The organism is Ochrobactrum sp. AP1BH01-1 (assembly GCF_018066705.1).
Lineage (GTDB): Bacteria > Pseudomonadota > Alphaproteobacteria > Rhizobiales > Rhizobiaceae > Brucella.
The window spans coordinates 994,274-1,015,561 of sequence record NZ_JAGPOU010000002.1 but is presented as its reverse complement, the minus strand read 5'-3'; the positions used below and the strand labels follow the sequence as shown (position 1 = coordinate 1,015,561).

Genomic DNA, 21,288 nt, shown 5'->3' with positions numbered 1-21,288 from the left:
CTTCCGGTATTGTTATTGACTGAGGGCATTTCCAGCAAGGCTTGGAACGGCTTACTGGAAATGCGAAGAATTGAACAGGGAATAACCCGGCTCGTCCAGAACCGGGCGTTATTTCACCTGGCTGTTCTCGAAACCGGCCTTCAGGGCGGCGGGATCGAGTTCGCGTCCAATGAAGACGAGGCGGCTTTCGCGTTTTTCGTCTTCCTTCCAGGCGCGCTGGTGATCGCCTTCGATGATCATGTGCACGCCCTGCACCACATAGCGGTCCGGGTCGTCCTTGAAGGCGATGATGCCCTTGAGGCGCAGAATGTTCGGACCCTGCGTCTGGGTGATGTTCTGTATCCACGGGAAGAACTTCGCCGGATCGATTTCACCAGCCCTGAGCGACACCGACTTCACCGTCACGTCGTGGATCGGCGAGGCGTGATCGTGGTGATGATGGTCATGATCGCAATCAGGACCGCAAACATGGTCATGGTCGTGGTGATGATCATGATCGTGATCATGCGCGTGGTGCCCGTGCCCATGGTCATGCCCATGATGGTCATGATCATGGTGATCGTGATCGCAGTCGGGTCCGCATACGTGGTCGGGATGATCGTGGTCGAGGAAATGCGGATCGTTGTCCAGAACGCGCTTGAGGTCGAAGGCGCCGCGATCCAGAACACGGTCGAGCGGGATGGATGCGCGCTCGGTGCGGTGGATGATGGCGTGCGGGTTGATGGCGCGCACGGTCGCCTCGATAGCCGCCAGTTCCTGCGGCGTCACGAGGTCGGTCTTGTTGATGAGCACCACGTCGGCAAAGGCGATCTGGTCTTCCGCCTCGCGGCTGTCCTTGAGGCGCAGCGGCAGGTGCTTGGCATCGACAAGGGCGACAACGGCGTCGAGGCCGGTCTTGGCGCGCACGTCGTCATCCATGAAGAAGGTCTGCGCGACGGGAACGGGATCGGCAAGGCCGGTGGTTTCCACGATGATGGCGTCGAAACGGCCCGGACGGCGCATCAGCCCTTCCACCACGCGGATCAGGTCGCCGCGCACGGTGCAGCAGATGCAGCCATTGTTCATTTCGTAGATTTCTTCGTCCGACTCGACGATCAGGTCGTTGTCGATGCCGATCTCGCCGAATTCATTGACGATGACCGCATAGCGCTTGCCGTGGTTCTCGGTCAGGATGCGGTTGAGAAGGGTGGTTTTGCCCGAACCCAGATAACCGGTCAGAACGGTCACGGGAATGCGGCCAGCTTCAGTGGTCGTCTTGGTTTCAGACGGAGCTTCGGTTTGGGCTTCAGCCTGGCTCATGGTCATGCCTCTTGAAGTTGTGGCCTTTGAAGTCGGGTTCAGAACGGCCACGCGAAGCGGCACGGCACCGAAACCCCGGATAGGACAATTCATATAAGGGAAGGGCGGCGTGAATGCCATATGCAATGCTATAATATTACATTGTTGTCGTTCACGATGATGGCAGGGGCTTTTCTCGAAGCTTGCCGTATGCAGACGTCAGATCTCACCCCTTTAAAGAAGTTTCCGATAGAAGATCACCCGCTCCGTTTCATCAAAACCCAGTGCCATGTGAAAGCTCTGGCTGTCCCGGTTTTCAAGCAGAACGTCGGAGGCAAATTCGGTGCAGCCTTTTTCTCGGCCCCAGTTTGCGATTGCCTCGCAAAGCAAGCGCGCAGTGCCACGCTGACGATATTCGGCAGACACGTAGATTCCCTCGAGGAACAGGACAGGCGATGTCTCGCAGCCGTTGACATAGTCGCGCCGCAACGCTGCCTCCGCGAAGCCTGCGATCTGATCGCCAGCGCTTTCCGCGATGAATGTTACGGCATCAGGGTCATCCTGATCGAGAGTCTCGTAAATCTCCTGCAGATGCTGCTCAAGGCTGGTGTCGGGCCAAAGCGCATGGCGCAATTGCGCCCATGCTTCGGCATGTTCTCTTCGTGCGACGAGCGTGCCCATCCCGATATATCCGGGCTCAGCTCGGCTGACTGGTGAGGCGTTGCGACTTGAATCGGGCGAGGTCGAACCTGTCGACATCGCGCAGGAGTTCGATGAAACCTGTCACCGCGTTGGCGATCAGCTTTTCGCCTGCTTCAGCCGTTGCGGCGGCAGCGTTGCCTGCGACGCCTTCCGGGTTGAGGTCGCGCATCTTCCAGCCGAAGGCGTGCGGGCCATAGGCGCGCAGGAACTTGAATTCCTCGGCATAGCGTGACTGGGCGTTGGAGAAGTTGCGCGCCTTCGACATATCCACCAGATCGGGGCGCAGGGCCAGCATCACCGATGTCTCGATGAAGCCGCCATGAATGTCGAGCGCCTTTTCCTCCGGCGCGATAAGGCCTTCCGGCAGGCCAAAGCGAGTCCAGCTCGTGGCGACTGCCAGCATGTCGAGGCGGGTGCGCAGCTCCGTCGCGACGATGGTCATGAGAGGCGAGTTTCCACCATGCGCGTTCAGCATGACCAGCTTGCGAATGCCGCCCGCGTGAAGGTTTTCACCGATGCCGATCCACTGGTTCACGGCCTCGGCAAAGGCGAGGCTCTGCGTTCCTTCCGTGTCCATATGCTCGATGGAATAGCCGACCGGCTGGGCAGGCAGGAAGTTGACGTTAAGATCGGCGGGCAGCGCATCGCTGACGCGCGCGACAATGCCTTCGGCGATGATCGTATCCGTTTCAAACGGCAGGTGAGGTCCATGCTGTTCATGAGCGCCAAGGGGCAGGACGACAATCATGTCGCTGTTTTGATCGCGCAGATCGGTCATGTTTTCCTCGCTTTGTTCTTTTCGTCGGAGCCTGAACCGTAACGTCCATTAGCCATGACAGCAACCGGGCCTTGTTGTTTCATAAGTCGGACAATATTTTACGATATATGGATGTACGGGACTATCGATCAGGCGACAGGAACTGGTTTATTTTAACGCGCATCCTGTCCGAAAGCCGGTTCACACCTTTCGGGATGCGTTCAAAAGCCAAGAACAGGGGCGAGGTGGGATGAGCAAGGACAATAAGGCGGTTGTACTTTACCGGCTGCAATCCGTGGCGAGACTGTCGCGGACGGTGCTGGCCACCCGGCTTCTCGAACAGGGGCTTTATGCCGGGCAGGATGCCGTAATGCTGCAACTGGCGGCCGAAGACGGGCTGACGCCGGGCGTTCTGGCGCAGCGTCTGGGTGTGCGGCCGCCGACTATCACCAAAACCATTGCGCGGCTGCAAAGCCAGGGATTCGTGGCAAAGCGCGCCTCGGAAACCGATCAGCGCCAGTCGCATGTCTATCTGACGCAGGCGGGCCTCGAGACCATCAGGGCGATCGAGAAGTCCATTCGCAAGACGGAAAAGGACATGCTGAAAGGGCTCGACAAGAAGGACCGGAAAACCTTCCTCAAGATGCTGAGCCGGATGGAGAGCAATCTTGCGCTTCGCGGTGTCGCACGCCTTGCGGAAGAGCCGGAAGCGGAAGTGCTGGAAGAGGACGAGGTGGAATAAGCCCACCGATCATCAGGCTCTAACTCTTTGTTTTGACGCGCATCTTGGCGGGAAACCGTGAAACACTTTTCAAGTTGCGTGCTATCGAAAATGCTTCCAATTCAAGGATGGCAATGGCATAACCGTTCGCAGGACGAACGGTCGCGTCCTGCCTTGTCAGGTTGCGGCTGCGTTTCCGACTGCGGCACGGACCAATTTGGGGAGGCGACTTGGCCCAGAAAATAAAGCTATCGACCATCGCAGATGCGCTTGGTGTTTCGACAGCCACCGTTTCGCTCGCTTTGCGCGACAGCCCCCTCGTTGCCGACCAGACCCGCGAGAAGATCAAGGAACATGCCCGCGCCATCGGTTATATCTATAACCGTCGCGCTGCGAGCCTGCGCACCTCGCGTTCCGGCATTGTCGGCGTCGTGGTGCATGACATCATGAACCCGTTCTTCGCGGAAATTCTCAAATCCATCGAAACGGAACTGGACCGCTCGCGCCAGACCTTCATCCTGTCCAACCATTATGACCAGCTTGAAAAGCAGCGCACCTTCATGGATACGCTTTTGCAGCTCGGCGCCGACGGGGTCATCATGTCGCCCGCCATCGGCACCCCGCCGGAAGATATCCAGCTTGCGGAAGATAACGGCCTGCCGGTCGTGCTGATCGCGCGCAGCGTCGAGGGCGTTCATGCGCCGGTGTTCCGGGGCGATGACGCCTATGGCATCGGCCTTGCCACCAATCACCTGATTTCGCTCGGTCACACGCGCATCGCCATGATCGGCGGCACCGACCAGACGTCTACCGGCCGTGACCGCTATCGCGGCTATGTGCAGGCCATGGAAAAGGCCGGGCTTGAGGTTCGTCCCGATTGGCGCATTGCCGGGCCGCGCACCAAGCAGGGCGGCTTTGAAGTCGCGCCGCAGTTTCTGGCGCTGAAGGACAAGCCGACGGCGGCGGTCTGCTGGAACGACCTGACGGCTATCGGTCTGATGAACGGCATTGCCCGCGCCGGGCTGGTGCCGGGCGAAGACATTTCCGTGACCGGCTATGACGATCTGGAGGAAGCGGCCATTGCGACGCCAGCACTCACGACCGTCTGGAACGGCCAGCGGGAAGTGGGACGCCGGGCGGCGCGCGCGCTGCTCGACCAGCTGAACGGCGTCGAGGTTTCCTCGATGCAGGAACTCATCAAGCCGGAACTGCATATCCGGCAATCGACGTCCAAGCCGAAACACGGCTGATTTTCCCCCGCACCGGCCATATTCTTCACGGGCCGGTTTTCTTTACGCATTATCCTACGCAAAACCGCTGCGCACTTTTGCTGGAAATGCTCTACGCATGAGGAATGCCATGACAAAACGCGACGCGACAATTCTGGTGCTCGGCAATTTCGATGACTATGCCGTGCAGAGGCTTTCGGGCGAGTTCAATGTCCAGCGCATCGCGCGCGGCGACACGGCGCTTCTGGATGCTGGCTGGGCCAGGGACGTGAAAGGCATAGCCAGCATGTCCACAGTCGACGCGGCGCTGATCGACGCTCTGCCCAATCTCGAAATCATCGGCAATTTCGGCGTCGGCTACGATGCGGTCGATGCGAAACATGCCGGCGCGAAAAATGTCATGGTCACCAACACGCCGGACGTGCTGACCGAGGAAGTGGCGGATACGACCATCGGCCTTTTGATCGACACAGTGCGCGAACTGTCGAAGTCGCAGGAATTCCTGCGCGCCGGCAACTGGGTGAAGGAAGGCCGTTATCCGCTGTCGAAGCTTTCGCTGCGCGGACGCAAGGTCGGCATTTTCGGCCTTGGCCGCATCGGCAAGGCGGTGGCGCACCGTGTCGAGGCGTTCGGCCTGCCGATTGCCTATCACAATCGCCGCAAGTCGCCTGAGGTGACTTACGAATATTATCCAAGCCTCAAGGAACTGGCCGAGGCCGTCGACACGCTCATTCTGGTGGCGCCGGGCGGTGCGGAAACGGCGAAGGCGGTCAATGCGGAGGTTTTGAAGGCGCTCGGGCCGGAAGGCGTGCTCGTCAATATCGGGCGCGGCTCGGTGGTGGATGAGGAAGCGCTGGCCGCGGCGCTACAGAACGGAACGATTGCCGCTGCCGGTCTCGACGTCTTCGCAAACGAACCGCATGTGCCGCAGGCGCTGCTCTATGCGCCGAACACCGTCCTGCTGCCGCATATCGGCTCCGCCTCGGTCCGAACTCGCCGCGACATGGCCAATCTGGTGATCGACAATCTCATCGCCTGGTTCGACACTGGTGAGGCGCTGACGCCCGTGCCGGAGACGGTCAACGTTAAGGCAGTAAGGCAATAGGGCAGTATGTTAAGGGAGTAGGGGAGTAAGGCAGTAGGGGAGTATGTGAAGAAAGGGCTTGCTAGACGCCTCTACGTCAATCACCCTATTCCCCTATTCCCCTATTCCCCTATTCCCCTATTCCCCTATTCCCCTATTCCCCTATTCCCCTATTCCCCTATTCCCCTATTCCCCTATTCCCCTATTCCCCTAACCCATGTCGACGCACAGCATCGCCGAACGCCTCGAATATCTTGCGGGAAGGGGCATCCGTGTGCGCCCAATATTCCGGGTGCCACTGGACGCCGACGACGAAGCCCTTTGCGCCCTTGACCGACACCGCTTCGATGGTGCCGTCTTCCGCCACGGCTTCCACTTCCAGCGTCGGCGCAAGCTTGTAGATGGCCTGGCGGTGGACGGAGTTCACGCGCACGCTCTCTTCCTTCAGGATTTCAGCGAGGCATGAGTTCGGGTTGAGCTTGATCGGGTGCTGGATCGCGAAGCGCTCCGCCTGGCTCTCGGACACAGGGGCGCGGTGGTCCATGCGGCCCTCCAGTTCCTGGATTTCGGTGGCGAGCGTGCCGCCCAGCGCGACATTCAGCTCCTGTATGCCCCGGCAGATAGCCAGCACCGGAACGCCCTTTTCAATGGCAGCGCGGATGAGCGGCAGCGATGTCGCGTCGCGGGCATTGTCATAGGGCTCGAAGGCCGGGCTCGGCTCTACGCCGTATAGCGACGGGTGGACATTCGATTTCGAGCCGGTCACGAGAACGCCGTCCACGGCATCCAGAATGGCGTCGAGGTCCATCCGGTCACCGAAGCTCGGCACCAGAAGCGGCGTTACGCCGGCAACGTCGATGGCGGCTTCCAGATATTGCTGGGGCGCGGCGTGCCAGTTGTAGTTTTCAAACGGCTTCACATCTGTCGGCACGGCGACGAGAGGGCGAGGAGTTTTGGGCATAATGTTCGTATCCACCAGTCGGATTATGCTCTTATTTGCTTCGTTCCTTACTTCTCTGCAATGGCGGGCGCAATCACGAAGAGGTGTCGTCTTTCGGCCACGCCCAAGGGCATTTGTCGCGCCTTCTGTGTATTGTGTTGATTTGAACCGATTTTTACGGTCGAAAATGGTTCAAATGCCGGTCCCTATATTCTAGGAGTGGATAAAGACGGATTGGCAGTTGAGGGGATGAATGACTGACGATCAGCTTTTCTCCGTCCGGGGCAAGGTTATTGCCGTGACGGGAGGTTCTTCGGGGTTGGGCCTGCGCATGGTTCATGTGCTGGCGGGACACGGTGCACGCGTGATTTCGATCTCGCGCACCCATGCAGGGGAAAGCATTTGCCCATCGGGCGGCGAAGTGCTGGAAATCATGGCGGATGTAACCCATCCGGATGAAATCATTCGCGCTTTCGATGAAGCGGAAGAGCGTTTCGGACCTATAACCACGCTCTTCAACAATGCCGGTGTCGCGCATATGGCGCGCGCGCTCGATACGACGCGCGACATGCTGGAGCATATTTTCGAGGTCAATGTCGCGGGCGCCTTCTTTGTGGCGCAGGAGGCGGCGCGCCGCATGATCCGGCACGGCCGGGGCGGTTCCATCGTCAATACGACCAGCATACTGGGCGAGCGCCCGCAGAAGGGCGCTGCCGCCTATTCCATGTCCAAGGCATGCGTTACGCAGATGACGCGGGCGCTGGCGCTGGAATGGGCCGCGCACGATATTCGCGTCAACGCCATTTCGCCCGGATGGTTTCCGACGCGAATCAATGAAGAGCAGCTTCAAGGTCCTGCCGGGGGCTACTTCAAAGGGCGGAATCCGATGCGGCGCCTCGGAGAACCCGATGATCTGGACGGGGTTGTGCTGATGCTGGCTTCCGATGCCAGCCGCTACATGACCGGCTCGATCATCACCGTCGACGGCGGGCATCAGCTCTGACAAGGTTGGAAGCTTTCTTGAGGGGTTATTTCCCGCGTCGCCACGGTAATGACAGGTTTTTTCTCTAGGAGCCGGGAATCTCGCGGTAGAATATCCACTCTGACTAATCTGGATTAATTCTGGGGGGCAGGACAACTAACCTGTCCCTCTTCTCCGCATGCGGTCATTTCAGTAATATTAGGACAACTAATATAGCGCATGCCTATGGTTGTAATCGCCTGCCGGGGGTTGTGCTGCTGTGGTTTTCCTTAGAAAATATCTGAATACATCTTATGGTGGTTGTCATGACAGCTTGTGGTTTAATATCCCGAAAGATATTTTTAAGTCATTAGTGCGATATTGCCTCCCCATATAAGGGATTGAATGCATCGAATGTGGCAAAGCCGTAAACCTGAGATACCTGCAGATGTGCGGCTATCTTTTCTCAGAGCGCTGTATGGCAATCGTACGACGCTCTGGTTCGGCTTGCTCGCGCACGTTGTAGCCTGCGTCGTCATCTATGTGAAAACCGACGACTGGCGTTATCTTGCCTTCGCCGGCGTCTTTGCGATCGTAGCAATGGGTCGCATCTTCGACATGCACCAGTTCGACCAGGCCAAACAGCACTCGCTGTCCCATGACGATCTCGACCGATGGGAAAAACGCTATCTGATCGGTGCGTCCGCCGTCTGCCTGACGCTCGGCATGCTATGCTTCTTCTCAAGCTATGTGCTGCGGGATTCCTTCGCCGAGCTGGCCAGCCTGACCGTGCTGCTTGCTTCGGTCGTCTCCATCGTGGGCCGCAACTATGCTTCGGCCAAGGCCGTCATCCTGATGTCGGCCTGCACGCTCATCCCGGTTCTGGCCGGGCTCATTCTGGCCGGGACGCCGTTTCACGTCATCATCGGCCTGCTGCTGATCCCATATTTCCTGTCCAACATCCAGATGGCCAACGGCCTGCGCGAGTTTCTCTTTGCTGCGGTCATGGGCAAGCGCCGCCTTTCCATCGTGGCCGGCCGCTTCGACGCGGCGCTCAACAACATGCCGCAGGGCCTGCTGATGTTCGACAGCCAGCAGCGCATCGCGGTCATCAACAACAAGGCCAAGGCGATGCTGCAGATCGCCGAGCACACCAAGCTGCATGGCCGCAAGCTCGATGTCCTGCTGCGCTATTGCGCCAAGAAGGGATTGTTTCCGCATACCGACCTGAAAAGTGTGCATGTGCGCATGCAGGATCTTCTGGCTGGCCGGCGCGCCCGCGATATTTTCCAGCTTTCAAACCAGCGTTACATCGAATGCATCGGCAACCAGACCCTCAATGAAGGGGCGGTCCTGATGTTCGAGGATGTGACGCAACGTGTGGAAGCGGAAGCACGCATCCAGCATATGGCCCGCTATGACGGACTGACCGGACTGCCGAACCGCACTTATTTCGAGACCATGGTGCGGTCGCTGCGTCCGCATCAGAAGAAGGGCACGAAGGCGGCGCTCATCGTCATCGACATCAACCATTTCAAGCATGTCAACGATACGCTGGGGCATCATACCGGCGACGTGCTGTTGCGCCTGTTCGCCGAACGGCTGAACTCGCTCGATCCGCAGCGCTTCGTTGCATCGCGCTTCGGCGGCGACGAGTTCGTTGTGTTTGTCTTCAACCTGCGCAGCGAGGCCGATGTGGCCGGCGTGATGGATCACATCATGGCGGTCGCGACGGGAGGGTACGACCTCGACGGCGATCAGGTTCATATCGATATCAGCGCCGGGGTTGCGATCGAGGACATCGAAAGGTCCGATGTCGGCAGCATGCATATCAATGCCGATCTGGCGCTCTATGAAGCCAAGAGCACGGAAGACAAGTCCTGGTCGATCTTCGTCGACGCGATGGACACCAAATATCGCGGGCGCCAGAAACTCAAGGCCGATCTGCGGCTTGCCATCAATCACGGCGAGATCAAGGTCGTCTACCAGCCCATCGTCAGCGCGCAGTCCCTGCGCGTTGTGGCATGTGAGGCGCTGGCGCGATGGGAACATCCGGAGCTTGGCTTCGTGCCGCCTGCCGAATTCATTCCGCTCGCGGAAGAAATGGGCATCATTACCGATATAACCCGCTTCATGCTGGAGCAGGCCTGCGCCGACTGCCTGTCATGGGGCGACCGGATCGGCGTTTCCGTCAATCTGTCGGCCATCGACCTGAAAAGCAGCGACATCGCCCGCGATATCGCGCATGCCCTGCAGAAATCGGGGCTTCCGGCGCATCGCCTTGAGGTGGAAGTGACGGAAAGCGCCATTATTTCGGACCGCAACAAGACGTCCATGGTGCTGCAGCGGCTGAAGAATGCCGGGATCAATATCGCGCTGGACGATTTCGGAACCGGCTATTCCAGCCTCAGCTATCTCAATACCCTGCCATTGACTAAGGTGAAGGTGGACCGCTCCTTCGTGCGCGACATCACCACCGACCGGCGGTCGCTGATGCTGCTTCGCGGCGTCACACAGCTTTCGCATGAGCTGGGGCTGGGCGTGACGGTCGAAGGTGTCGAAACCGAGGAACAGCTTGCGCTGATCCGCGTGGCGGCGGGCGCTGATCTCGTCCAGGGTTATCTTCTCGGCATGCCGGTGCCGGTCGAGGCAATCACCGCCATGACCGCAAAGGCCGCAGCGCGCCGCGACGGCGGGCGAACCGTCGCCTGATCAGGCCTGCGGGATTGCGCTTTCAAATTAAGGCGGAACCGTGAAATGGCTCGCAATCGGGCCATTTCGCACATTTTGCCAGATATTTGTGCGTAAAAGCCCATCTCAATTGTGGCGAAGGGACGTTCATTGTGCGGCAATAAAAAGGCATCGCACAAAGTTATATCTTTACATGCTGATAAAGGCGCATATTCTGCGCAGTGATTTGCGGGGTGCGGAAAATCGATTGCATGACGAATACAGCTGTTACAGGCGAAAAACCGCCATTGTCCAATTTTGCGCGACAGCTGTTGCAATTCCTCGACCGGGTGGAATATCGTCGTATCGTCCATGCGGAAGACCTCGAGGAAATCGGTCGCCTGCGCTATCGTTCCTACCGCACGCGCAATGTCATGCATGAGGCCGAAGTGCCGTCCATCGTCGATGATATCGACCGCGACAGCCATGCTTTCGTCTATGGCGTGCATGTGGATGGGCAACTGGTCAGCACGCTGCGCATCCATCACATCACGCCCGACCATCGGCGCGGGACGAGCTATGCGCTGTTTCCCGATATTCTTGATCCGCTGCTCAATAGCGGCATGCATTTTGTCGATCCGACCCGTTTTGCCGCCGATCCGGAACTGTTGAGCGAATATCCGGCCATTCCCTATATCACCTTGCGCATAGCGGCGATGGCGTCCGAATTTTTCGCGGCAGATCAATGTCTTGCCGCGGTCAAGCCGGAGCATATGGCCTTTTACAAGCGCATTTTCGGCACGTCGGTGATGGCGGATGCGCGCGAGCATGAAGGCTATGGAATCAAGGTGGGGTTGGGCGCCGCGCCGATCCGCAATATCCGCGATGCTGTGGCCGTGCGCTTTCCGTTCTTCAAGTCGCAGCCGCATGAGCGCCGCGCCATGTTTGCAGACATGCAGGGCGATTCCGTGCCGCTGACGATCCTGCCTACGGCCAAATATACCGGTCTCGGTGTGTAAGCATCTGATCCAGACCTTGCCGCGCTTCGCTAAAAAAGTCCCTTTCGATCCGGGTGTTGCTATTGGAAAAATCTTCCACCGGATTAAACAATTAAATGTAGCCAGAGGGGTGGTTTCGCTTTACGAAGATTGCGGAACCGCTTCTGCGGAGAGGGTAGCTGCGACGAAAAGCCTTGCTGTCAAAGCACGGGTTTGTTCGGTCGCACATTGAAGATTGCAGGCATTTCCGCTTAATATGACGGTATATGGGCGGAAATTCTGAATGGGTGGAACTAAAATGGCAGAACATCATACGACGGCTCCGGCTGAACTTGGCGCACCGATGGACTATTCCGAGCATGAGAAAACTTATGCCGGTTTCACGGGCCTGGTTAAATGGAGCACGGTGGCGCTCGTCGCCCTTATGATTGCCATGGCGTTCGGCTTTTTTGCTGGTGGTTTCTTCTCCGCGACCGTTCTTTTCATCCTGGTCTGTGTCGCTGCCTGGTTCATCCTCTAGCGCATCCTTTCGCTGCCAGATGAGATCTGGCGGCGCGCCGATGCAGCTCGGAAACGGCTGAACCGGGATTAACCCGCACGATTTGATCGAATGCCTTGGCATGGGATACCGTGCCGAGGGTTTATGCATGTCTATGGTTCAGTTTATTTAAACGGACTTCGTCCCGGAAGCTCGCAATTCCGCCTGACCGGAATCAACCCCGGAAGAACGCCACGAAAGGGAAACCAGCTTGGCCCAGACGTTATTTATCCCGAAAGAAAGCGATCCCAATGAAAGCCGTGTCGCGGCGTCGGCGGAGACGGTGAAGAAATTCATCGCGCTCGGTTTCGATGTCGTGGTTGAAAAGGGTGCGGGCGAGAAATCGCGCATTCCCGATGCCGAGTTTGCGGCAGCCGGTGCCCGCATCGGCACGGCGGCGGATGCGAAAACGGCGGATGTCATTTTGAAAGTGCGCCGTCCCACGGATACGGAACTCAAAGGATATAAACCGGGCGCAGCGCTCTTCGCCATGCTGGATCCCTATGGTCACGAAGACGCGGTTGCAGCGCTTGCCAAGGCCGGTATTTCAGCCTTCACCATGGAATTCATGCCGCGCATCACCCGTGCGCAGGTGATGGACGTGCTGTCGAGCCAAGCAAACCTTGCCGGTTATCAGGCAGTGATCGACGCGGCGGAAGTCTATGACCGCGCCATGCCGATGATGATGACAGCGGCCGGGACTGTGCCCGCGGCCAAGGTATTCGTCATGGGGGCGGGCGTTGCCGGTCTTCAGGCCATCGCAACCGCGCGCCGCCTCGGTGCCGTCGTGACGGCCACCGACGTTCGCCCTGCCGCCAAGGAACAGGTCGCCTCGCTCGGCGCGAAATTCATCGCGGTCGAGGACGACGAGTTCAAGGCGGCGGAAACCGCTGGCGGTTACGCCAAGGAAATGTCGAAGGAATATCAGGCGAAGCAGGCAGCCCTTGTTGCCGATCATATCGCCAAGCAGGATATCGTCATCACCACTGCGCTCATTCCGGGGCGTCCGGCGCCGCGTCTGGTGTCGAAGGAAATGGTCGCTTCGATGCGTCCCGGCTCGGTGCTGGTCGACCTCGCGGTCGAGCGTGGCGGCAATGTCGAAGGCGCTGTCGCCGGACAGATCGCCGAGGTCAATGGCGTCAAGATCGTCGGTCATCTCAATGTGGCGGGCCGTATCGCGGCAAGCGCCTCGCAGCTTTATGCGCGCAACCTCATTGCCTTTGTCGAAACGCTGGTCGACAAGGAAACGAAGCTTCTGAAAATCGATCCGCAAGATGAACTGGTGAAGGCGACGCTTCTCACCCATCAGGGCGGAATCGTGCATCCGGCTTTTGCCAAGACCGAGGCCGCTCCGGCTGCTGTCGCTGAAAAAGTCGCAAAGCCGAAAGTCGCGCCAAAACCGAAGGCGGAAAAACCGGCGACAAAGACAGCCGCACCGAAGGCGGCAGCGAAGCCTGCCAAGAAAACCCCAGCTAAAGCCGTGAAGACCCCGTCTTCCCCCAAATCTCCGGTTGATGGAGGAGAGGCATAATGGCCGACACAAATCTCGAAAAAGCTCTTGAGAGCCTTAATCAGGCCGCGGACGCCGTGCGTCAGGCGGCGGAAAATGCTGGCGGTCTGGGTGATGCTGCTGCCGCTGCCGCTCATGCGGCATCGGGCGGCGCGATCGATCCATTCGTGTTCCGCTTTGCGATCTTCATCCTGTCGATCTTCGTCGGCTATTATGTCGTCTGGTCGGTCACGCCCGCGCTGCACACGCCGCTGATGGCCGTCACCAACGCCATTTCATCGGTGATTGTGGTGGGCGCGCTTCTCGCCGTGGGCCTTTCGCTTTCGGGCTGGGCAACCGGCTTCGGTTTCATTGCGCTCATTCTGGCGAGCGTCAACATTTTCGGCGGCTTCCTGGTCACCCAGCGCATGCTCGCCATGTACAAGAAAAAAGAAAAGTGAGGCTGAACCATTATGAGCGTTAATCTCGCAGCCTTCCTTTATCTCGTCTCCGGCGTGCTGTTCATTCTGGCATTGCGCGGCCTGTCGCATCCGACGACCAGCCGTCAGGGCAATATGTACGGCATGATCGGTATGGCGATTTCCATCGTCACCACATTGTTGCTGGCGCGCCCGAGCTTCGGCGGTCTTGTTCTGATCGTCATCGGCATCGCCATTGGCGGCGGCATCGGTGCGGTCATCGCGCGCCGCATCGCCATGACGGCCATGCCGCAGCTTGTTGCCGCATTCCACTCGTTGATTGGCCTTGCTGCCGTTCTTGTGGCCGCTGCCGCACTCTACTCGCCGCATTCCTTCGGGATTGGCGAAGTGGGCCAGATCCACGGTCAGGCGCTTGTTGAAATGTCGCTGGGTGTCGCCATTGGCGCGATCACCTTTACCGGCTCGATCATCGCCTTTCTCAAGCTTGATGGCCGCATGTCGGGCAAGCCGATCATGCTGCCAGGACGCCATGTCATCAATGCGGCTCTCGCCGCAGCCATCGTGCTGCTGATCGTTGTGCTTACGAATACGGAAAGCCATTTCGTGTTCTGGCTGATCGTTCTTCTGTCGCTGGTGTTCGGCGTACTGATCATCATTCCGATCGGCGGCGCGGATATGCCGGTCGTCGTTTCGATGCTCAACTCCTATTCGGGCTGGGCGGCGGCAGGCATTGGCTTCACGCTCGGCAATCTGGCGCTGATTATTACCGGCGCGCTGGTCGGCTCATCGGGCGCGATCCTGTCCTACATCATGTGCAAGGGCATGAACCGCTCGTTCATCTCGGTCATTCTCGGCGGGTTTGGCGGTGACACGTCCGGCGGCCCGGCTGGTGAAGTCGAACAGCGTCCGGTCAAGCAGGGTTCTGCCGACGATGCGGCCTTCATCATGAAGAACGCTTCCAAGGTCATCATCGTGCCGGGTTACGGCATGGCGGTGGCGCAGGCCCAGCACGCGCTGCGTGAAATGGCTGACAAGCTCAAGGCGGAAGGTGTGGAAGTCAAATATGCCATCCATCCGGTGGCGGGTCGTATGCCGGGCCACATGAACGTACTTCTGGCCGAAGCCAACGTGCCTTACGATGAAGTGTTCGAGCTTGAGGACATCAATTCGGAATTCGCGCAGGCCGATGTTGCCTTCGTGATCGGTGCGAATGACGTCACCAATCCGGCGGCGAAGACCGATCCGAAGTCCCCGATCTTCGGCATGCCGATCCTCGATGTCGACAAGGCCGGCACGGTTCTGTTCATCAAGCGCGGCATGGGTTCGGGCTATGCGGGCGTGGAGAACGAGCTGTTCTTCCGCGATAACACCATGATGCTCTTTGCCGATGCCAAGAAGATGGTGGAGAGTATTGTGAAGGCGCTCGATCACTAGGGGAAGGCAATAGGGCAGTAAGGCAATAGGGCAGTATGTTTGACTTGTGGACATGCTGCCCATCTTCGCCTTACTCCCTTACTCCCTTACTCCCTTACTCCCTTAACATACTGCCGTATTGCCCTACTGCCTTACTGCCCTAACATCTTGTCCTGCAAAGCGCGCAGTTCGGCTATCTTCGAGCCGGGCTGCGGTGCAGCATTGGCATAGGTGATGAGTTCGCCCTTGCGGATCGGCGCGATGACCGTGCCGTTCTGCAACAAGCCGCAAGGGATGGCCTTGGCCGCACGGGCTTCCGGTGTCGTCATGATCCATGAGCGGTAGCAATATTGCCCGATGGCATCCAGATGATCGCCGGGCTGCAAATCCTTCTTGGCAACCGCGCACACTTCCGCCACCGGCTTCGGGAGGGGCACCATGTCGGTTTTGCCGTGCAGCACGACGCGCGCCACCGTCAGCGGCACTTCCAGCGAGGTGAGATGGAACGGGCGGTGGAAGGTGAAATAGGGACCTTTGCCCATTTTCAGGTCTTCAAGGCGTTCCACAAGGCGAGGGTGTTCCATCTTGGCAATGACGAAGACGCCCGGCGACACGCCGCGCCCGATGGAATAATCGACCACGCCGGTTTTGTTGAGAACGCCGCCGTCTTCCTTCGGGATCAGGGTGCGGTTCAGTTCGTCGATTGCGGCCTTGGGGCCGTGCATGCCTGCTATATCCGGCACAAGGCCGGTGGCGTTGGCAATCGCCGCCATTTCGACCATCGTCTTGGAGCCGTCGACAAATTCCACCAGCAGGCGAACATTCATGTTCCGGCGGTCGGCTTCTTCCTGATAGTCGTCGGGAATCGCGTCGAAATTGAGCGGATTGTTCTTGCCCTTGCCAGCAGCCACGACCTTGTGGCCCATGGCGGAAACGAACTCGATCAGTTCCATGCAGGAGGAAGGCTCGTCGCCCGCGCCCAGCGAATAGATCACGCCCTGCTTGTCGGCCTCGGCCTTGAGGTAAGGGCCGATGGTGACATCGGCTTCCACATTCATCATGACGAGATGCTTGCCATTCTGAATGGCTTTAATTCCGGTCTGCGCTCCGACCTCGGGGATTCCGGTCGCATCGATGATGACGTCGAGCAGCGGATTGGAAAGAATGAGGTCGTTGTCGTCGGTGACGGCGATCTTGCCGCTCTCAATGGCGCGGGTCATCGCGGATTCGGTGGTGGCTTCTTGCGCGTTGTCCTCGTCGCCATAGGCGGTGCGGACGGCCTTGAAGGTATTCGGCAGCCTGCGGGCGGAAAGGGCGCCAACTTCGATGCCCTGCATGCGCGCCACCTGGGTTACGATGTCGGTGCCCATCTCGCCGGCGCCGATAAGACCGATGCGGATCGGCTTGCCGGTTTCAGCCCGCGCAGCGAGATCGCGCGCCAGTCCAACCAGTGCCACATTTGTCGTCATGAAAAATCTCCGCAAAATGTCAGAACCCAGCAAGCGGGGTAATTTTGTCACGCTTGTGTTGATATAGGTGCGTAATAGACGAACAGTCTCTATATCAACACCGACAGGCGCGCACCCCCAAACTGCGCGACAAAATGGGCATCCCTTTATAGGGCAACTGGAGCCAAAATGAGCAGCGTATCCCCCTTCGATCTCGTGATCTTCGATTGCGACGGTGTTCTCGTCGACAGCGAGCCGCTTTCCTGCCTTGCATTCGAGCAGGTCTATGCCAATCACGGCATGAAGCTGCCGGAAGGGACGGTCGCCAAGGGCATCGGCATGAAGCAGGCCGATATCATGAAGATGATCGAGGATATGACCGGGCATCGTCTGCCGGAGGAGGCCACGAGCCAGTTCTGGCCAGAAACGAAAATCCTGTTTGCAGAAGCCTTGCAGCCGACCGTCGGCATTGCAGATTTCCTGCGCGAGCTGCCGCAGAGGCGCTGCGTTGCTTCGTCCTCGCAACCGGAACGCATCGCGTTCAGCCTTGAGAAGACCGGCATCAGCCACTATTTCGGCGATGCGGTCTTTTCATCCAGCATGGTCAAGCGCGGCAAGCCTGCGCCAGACCTGTTCCTGTTTGCAGCGACCAAGATGGGCGTCGATCCGGCGCGTTGCGTGGTGATCGAGGATTCGCCTTTTGGCGTCGAAGGTGCCATTGCCGCGGGCATGACGGCATTCGGTTATACGGGCGGCGGACACACCTATGAGGGCCATGCAGAAAAACTGGCGGGCAAGGGCGCGCATCAGGTTTTCTCGCATTGGGACGATATTGCACGGGAAATTCTGGTTGCCGCCTAAGTGTCTGATCCAAAAGTCGGCATGCCGGACTACAAATGGCAATTTCTGCGCTTCCGGTTCTCGAAATCACCATTTTCGCCAGGGCATGCCACTTTTTGATTCAGACACCAGACTTTATTGGTTAGACACAAGGCAAATCACATCAGCAGGATAGCCAGCGAATGAAAGACGCAATCACGCTCGACCAGTTGCGCGAAGCAATCGGCACGGAAATCGGATGTTCCGAGTGGCGCGAAGTCACGCAGGAAATGATCAACCAGTTCGCGGATGCGACCGACGATCATCAGTTCATCCATGTCGACCCGGAACGCGCCGCCAAGGAAACGCCGTTCGGCGGCACTATTGCGCATGGCTTCCTGACGCTGTCTCTGCTTTCGACGCTGGCCTATGAAGCGCTGCCGATGCTGGAAGGTGCCACGATGGGCATCAATTACGGCTTCGACAAGCTGCGCTTCCTGTCGCCTGTCAAGACAGGCTCCCGCGTGCGCGCCCGTTTCAAGCTGGCGGATGCGGATATCCGTCCGTCGGGCCGCGTGGTCAATCACTATGATGTGACGCTTGAAATCGAAAACTCGCTGAAGCCTGCGCTGACGGCCACCTGGCTCACCATTGCCGTCGTGGAGCCGCCGGCTAATTAAGCTGCCTGGCGATACTGATCCGGAAGCCGTCCTTCTTCATCGAGAGGGACGGCTTTTCCTTTGTGCTCCGTCATCAGCTCGCGGAAGAAGAACGGGCCGTGCAGGAACATGCCGAAATCATAAAAATTCTTCTTCTCGGCCCCGCGCATGTAAAGCAGATGCATCAGGAAGAAATTGCCTTTCGAGCGCTTGTAGCGGTTTTCGCTGTGCACATGCTTGAAGCGGATGCGGTTGATGAGCGGCGGATTGGCTGTCTTCAGCTTGAGGACCTTTGCCGGGTCTGAGCCGTAGAAGTGGATGATGTCGGTCAGCACCTGGAATTCCGACCAGAGGACGGGGCTTTCCTCGATCACCACGCGCACATCCTCGCGCAGTGACTTTGCCTTGGGGTGCAGCGCTATCATCATCAGGCATGAGCCGATGGCAAGCAGCGAAACCGGCTGTTTTTTTAACAGATCGGGACGCTCGCGCTGCAGGTCGGCGAGCGCTTCCACGGCCGGAACCGTGCCGAGGCTATGCGCAACGACGATCACTTCATCGGCCTGGCTTTCTTCGATTTTCCGCTTCAGCGCCTTGGCAAAAGCCTTGCGCCGCTGGTTCAGCTTCTCATTGCGGCCATGAATGCGATCATAGGCCGCCGACCAGTCGTCGAGCAGATAGGACATGAAAAACCGGTCGCCGGGCTTGCGAACGAGCAGCGTGGCCACAAAGGCGGCAAGCGGAACCGACCAGAGAAGATGCAGGGCCGAAAAGCCTGTTGCGACGGGTGCGGAGGCGAGCAGGACGGCGATGGCCAGAATCGCCAGTGACAGCAGGAAGGGCCACAGGAAAAACAGGACGAAACGCCAGCTTGTCGTCAGATAGCGCCACAACGTTCCGGTAAAGAGGATGTTCATGAAGGCGTGAAAGCCGGTCAGCATGCGCCTTGGCGTCGAGCGCGCGGCATAATCATCGAAAATATCCGCAGTGCCGAACTGGCAGAACTCGGTTTCCGTCTGCCAGCCATTGCCCGTGGTGACAGCCGTGGTTGTGCCGCAATCGTCAGGCTCTTCCACCATGGGCGGCAGCCTGGTCTTGGCGTTCCACAGGCGGTCGAAATCCTTCAATGCCTGCGCATGGCGCACGCGGACGGCCTTGGGATGCAGGCCTTCATAGCCTGTGAACTGGATGACGAGTCGTTTGCGGAGGGGCATAGGGAGAATCGGATAATATAAGAGGAGCTATTATCGGTTTGGTGGCAAAATGCTATGCGTAGCCATTGGGGCCGATTTATGCGGGAAACGCGTGCGGCTTAGCCTATTCGCGCGGTTCCGGCCATAGTAAATCGTGCGCAAGCCGGTATTTCGCGCAAGCCGGTGGGCAAAGTTGCATCTTGATATGGACAGGCTGGGCTCTTTCTGGTAATAGCCACGACCAATTTGCAGCGTATCCGTTGCGAAGCTTGGGAGCCTTTGGGCGTTGATCGGCCGGTCAGACCGGCTGAAATCGTTAAAAGACCCCCTAACGGCCTCAGGCTTAACCGAAATTCTAACCGATACGGGAATACACGTGCAGGTACTCGTCCGCGATAATAATGTTGATCAGGCTCTCCGCGCTCTCAAGAAAAAGATGCAGCGCGAAGGTATCTTCCGCGAAATGAAGATGCGCGGCCACTATGAAAAGCCGTCCGAAAAGCGCGCCCGCGAAAAGGCAGAAGCCGTTCGTCGCGCCCGCAAGCTGGCCCGCAAGCGCGCTCAGCGTGAAGGCCTCGTCGGCGGCCGTCCAGGCGCTCGCTGATCGACTTTGAAATCAGGCGCTGTCGAGCAGCGCCTTTTCTGCTTTCCGGTGCCGGCTTCCGCCTGCGCCGGATTTTGCATGTTTTGACGTCAGGTTTGCGTGTTCGTTTCCGGTGAAACGAAGGGTCCATATGGCCATGGCAGACATATTTCGTTTATCCGGCTGCGATTTTTAATGCTGCGTTACGAAAAGTTTCTGGACTTCTCGTGCCTCATTATGTGTAAAAACAAATAATTGGGATATCCGCCTGTCCGGCGCGCCATCCAGAGATAAAACAAGCTTAAGAGAATGTCGCCTTTTTGCTGTTTTTATCTGCTGGTTGAGGCCAGTATAGTACCGTAACAGGCAAATTAGTCCGGAATGAGCAAGCCCTTGAAAACGGGCTGGCACGGGATGGAGAAGAAGCAGAAGGGTCTTGGCGTCCCTATGCGAGCTGAAAGGAATGCAGTCGTTGCCCACACGCTTGAAGATGATGCAATCGTCTGAAATGAATGTTTCGGGAATTGAGGCATTGGGCGGAACGAGGCGAAGCGGCTTTGTCCTTGCCGCCGCACTTGTGGCCCTGACGCTTGCGGGTTGCCAGAGCACCACTACAGCGCTGAGCACGGTGGACAAGGCGCAAGGGTCGAGCGAGAATATCAGCTCCCTGACGAGCGTCATCCAGAGCAATCCGCGCGATCCCGAAGGCTATAATGTGCGCGGTTCCGCCTATGGCAAGGCCGGGCGTTACAAGGAGGCGGTGCGCGATTTCGATCAGGCGATTGCGCTTAATCCGAGCTTCTATCAGGCCTATTCCAACCGTGCGCTGGTCTATCGCTATATGGGCGACAACAACAAGGCAGTGCAGGATTACAGCAAGGCGATCCAGCTCAATCCGCAATATGACGCCGCCTATATCGGCCGCGGTAATGTCTATCGTCAGGCCGGGCGTCTCGATCAGGCGCTCAGCGACTTCAATCAGGCCATTTCCCTGCAGACGACGGACGGTCGTGCCTATCACAATCGCGGCCTGATCTATCAGGCGAAGGGCCAGCACAAGCAGGCTATCGAGGATTTCTCCAAGGCAATCTCGCTCAATTCCACGGCGCCGGAGCCCTATAACGGCCGCGGCATTTCCTATGTGGCGCTGGGCGACTATGACAACGCCTTCGACGATTTCAACACCGCCATCACGCTCGATCAGAACGTGGCGGAAAGCTGGGCCAATCAGGCGCTGGTCTATGAGCACAATGGTGACAAGGCCAAGGCTGCGAATTCCTATTCACGCGCCGTGCAGCTTGACCCGAAATACCAGCCTGCGAAAGATGGGTTGGCACGGACGCGCGGATAACCTTCCGTATACCTG

Annotated in this window: 20 protein-coding genes; 14 read left to right on the top strand and 6 right to left on the bottom strand. The window is 58.4% G+C overall.

What is annotated here, in order from left to right; all coding sequences use genetic code 11:
* Positions 1-108 precede the first annotated feature (108 nt).
* The 3 genes from J9800_RS10240 to J9800_RS10230 form a co-directional block, all read right to left on the bottom strand.
* The gene (locus J9800_RS10240; RefSeq protein WP_205315951.1) at positions 109-1,299 is read right to left on the bottom strand and encodes a CobW family GTP-binding protein; all 1,191 of its coding nucleotides are present in this window, start codon (positions 1,297-1,299) and stop codon (positions 109-111) included.
* Positions 1,300-1,512: 213 nt separating this feature from the next.
* Positions 1,513-1,959, bottom strand: coding sequence for an aminoglycoside 6'-N-acetyltransferase (gene aac(6'), locus J9800_RS10235; protein ID WP_114216193.1), 447 nt, complete (start codon positions 1,957-1,959; stop codon positions 1,513-1,515).
* A gap of 16 nt (positions 1,960-1,975) precedes the next feature.
* Positions 1,976-2,758 carry a creatininase family protein gene (locus J9800_RS10230; protein WP_114216194.1) on the bottom strand — a complete coding sequence of 261 codons (783 nt, stop codon included), beginning with the start codon at positions 2,756-2,758 and terminating at the stop codon, positions 1,976-1,978.
* A 229-nt stretch (positions 2,759-2,987) separates the two neighbouring features.
* Between J9800_RS10230 and J9800_RS10225 the strand changes: the two genes are divergently transcribed.
* The 3 genes from J9800_RS10225 to J9800_RS10215 all read left to right on the top strand — a co-directional run bounded on the left by J9800_RS10225 (position 2,988) and on the right by J9800_RS10215 (position 5,792).
* A complete protein-coding gene (locus J9800_RS10225) occupies positions 2,988-3,479 on the top strand; it encodes a MarR family winged helix-turn-helix transcriptional regulator (RefSeq protein ID WP_112585489.1) in 492 nt (163 codons plus the stop codon).
* A gap of 209 nt (positions 3,480-3,688) precedes the next feature.
* The gene (locus tag J9800_RS10220) at positions 3,689-4,708 is read left to right on the top strand and encodes a LacI family DNA-binding transcriptional regulator (protein WP_006471199.1); all 1,020 of its coding nucleotides are present in this window, start codon (positions 3,689-3,691) and stop codon (positions 4,706-4,708) included.
* A gap of 109 nt (positions 4,709-4,817) precedes the next feature.
* On the top strand, positions 4,818-5,792 hold the full coding sequence (locus J9800_RS10215) for a 2-hydroxyacid dehydrogenase (RefSeq protein WP_114216376.1): 975 nt from the start codon (positions 4,818-4,820) through the stop codon (positions 5,790-5,792).
* Between the two features lie 181 nt (positions 5,793-5,973).
* Here the strand turns inward: J9800_RS10215 and J9800_RS10210 are convergent, their stop codons facing one another.
* Entirely contained in the window at positions 5,974-6,732 is a 759-nt protein-coding gene (locus J9800_RS10210; RefSeq protein ID WP_114216195.1) for a gamma-glutamyl-gamma-aminobutyrate hydrolase family protein, read from the bottom strand.
* 232 nt (positions 6,733-6,964) lie between these two features.
* Between J9800_RS10210 and J9800_RS10205 the strand changes: the two genes are divergently transcribed.
* The 7 genes from J9800_RS10205 to J9800_RS10175 all read left to right on the top strand — a co-directional run bounded on the left by J9800_RS10205 (position 6,965) and on the right by J9800_RS10175 (position 15,241).
* Positions 6,965-7,714 (top strand): SDR family NAD(P)-dependent oxidoreductase, encoded by a 750-nt coding sequence (locus J9800_RS10205; protein ID WP_112585494.1) that lies wholly within the window; start codon positions 6,965-6,967, stop codon positions 7,712-7,714.
* Positions 7,715-8,086: 372 nt separating this feature from the next.
* Positions 8,087-10,384, top strand: a complete 2,298-nt coding sequence (locus J9800_RS10200; protein WP_112585496.1) for a putative bifunctional diguanylate cyclase/phosphodiesterase — start codon at positions 8,087-8,089, stop codon at positions 10,382-10,384.
* A 230-nt stretch (positions 10,385-10,614) separates the two neighbouring features.
* A complete protein-coding gene (locus tag J9800_RS10195; protein ID WP_114216196.1) occupies positions 10,615-11,361 on the top strand; it encodes an N-acyl amino acid synthase FeeM domain-containing protein in 747 nt (248 codons plus the stop codon).
* Between the two features lie 277 nt (positions 11,362-11,638).
* Positions 11,639-11,860: an aa3-type cytochrome c oxidase subunit IV gene (locus tag J9800_RS10190; RefSeq protein ID WP_114216197.1), complete on the top strand. Its 222-nt coding sequence runs from the start codon at positions 11,639-11,641 to the stop codon at positions 11,858-11,860.
* 229 nt (positions 11,861-12,089) lie between these two features.
* Positions 12,090-13,409 (top strand): Re/Si-specific NAD(P)(+) transhydrogenase subunit alpha, encoded by a 1,320-nt coding sequence (locus J9800_RS10185; RefSeq protein WP_114216198.1) that lies wholly within the window; start codon positions 12,090-12,092, stop codon positions 13,407-13,409.
* The gene (locus J9800_RS10180; protein WP_114216199.1) at positions 13,409-13,828 is read left to right on the top strand and encodes a proton-translocating transhydrogenase family protein; all 420 of its coding nucleotides are present in this window, start codon (positions 13,409-13,411) and stop codon (positions 13,826-13,828) included. The genes J9800_RS10185 and J9800_RS10180 overlap by 1 nt, the downstream gene beginning before the upstream one ends.
* A 12-nt stretch (positions 13,829-13,840) precedes the next feature.
* A complete protein-coding gene (locus tag J9800_RS10175; RefSeq protein ID WP_114216200.1) occupies positions 13,841-15,241 on the top strand; it encodes an NAD(P)(+) transhydrogenase (Re/Si-specific) subunit beta in 1,401 nt (466 codons plus the stop codon).
* Between the two features lie 131 nt (positions 15,242-15,372).
* Here the strand turns inward: J9800_RS10175 and J9800_RS10170 are convergent, their stop codons facing one another.
* Positions 15,373-16,689 carry a 1-deoxy-D-ribulose 5-phosphate reductoisomerase gene (locus J9800_RS10170; RefSeq protein WP_114216201.1) on the bottom strand — a complete coding sequence of 439 codons (1,317 nt, stop codon included), beginning with the start codon at positions 16,687-16,689 and terminating at the stop codon, positions 15,373-15,375.
* A gap of 168 nt (positions 16,690-16,857) precedes the next feature.
* Between J9800_RS10170 and J9800_RS10165 the strand changes: the two genes are divergently transcribed.
* Positions 16,858-17,529 (top strand): HAD family hydrolase, encoded by a 672-nt coding sequence (locus tag J9800_RS10165; protein ID WP_114216202.1) that lies wholly within the window; start codon positions 16,858-16,860, stop codon positions 17,527-17,529.
* Positions 17,530-17,690: 161 nt separating this feature from the next.
* The gene (locus J9800_RS10160; protein WP_112585516.1) at positions 17,691-18,167 is read left to right on the top strand and encodes a MaoC family dehydratase; all 477 of its coding nucleotides are present in this window, start codon (positions 17,691-17,693) and stop codon (positions 18,165-18,167) included.
* On the opposite strand, the gene J9800_RS10155 is transcribed toward J9800_RS10160, so the two are convergent.
* Positions 18,164-19,360: an alpha/beta hydrolase gene (locus J9800_RS10155; RefSeq protein WP_210845701.1), complete on the bottom strand. Its 1,197-nt coding sequence runs from the start codon at positions 19,358-19,360 to the stop codon at positions 18,164-18,166. The two genes, J9800_RS10160 and J9800_RS10155, sit on opposite strands and share 4 nt — an antisense overlap.
* A 355-nt stretch (positions 19,361-19,715) precedes the next feature.
* Here J9800_RS10155 and rpsU point away from each other — a divergent pair, with 355 nt between their 5' ends.
* On the top strand, positions 19,716-19,943 hold the full coding sequence (gene rpsU, locus J9800_RS10150) for a 30S ribosomal protein S21 (protein WP_007008828.1): 228 nt from the start codon (positions 19,716-19,718) through the stop codon (positions 19,941-19,943).
* A 442-nt stretch (positions 19,944-20,385) separates the two neighbouring features.
* Positions 20,386-21,273 carry a tetratricopeptide repeat protein gene (locus J9800_RS10145; protein ID WP_112585520.1) on the top strand — a complete coding sequence of 296 codons (888 nt, stop codon included), beginning with the start codon at positions 20,386-20,388 and terminating at the stop codon, positions 21,271-21,273.
* Positions 21,274-21,288: the final 15 nt, after the last annotated feature.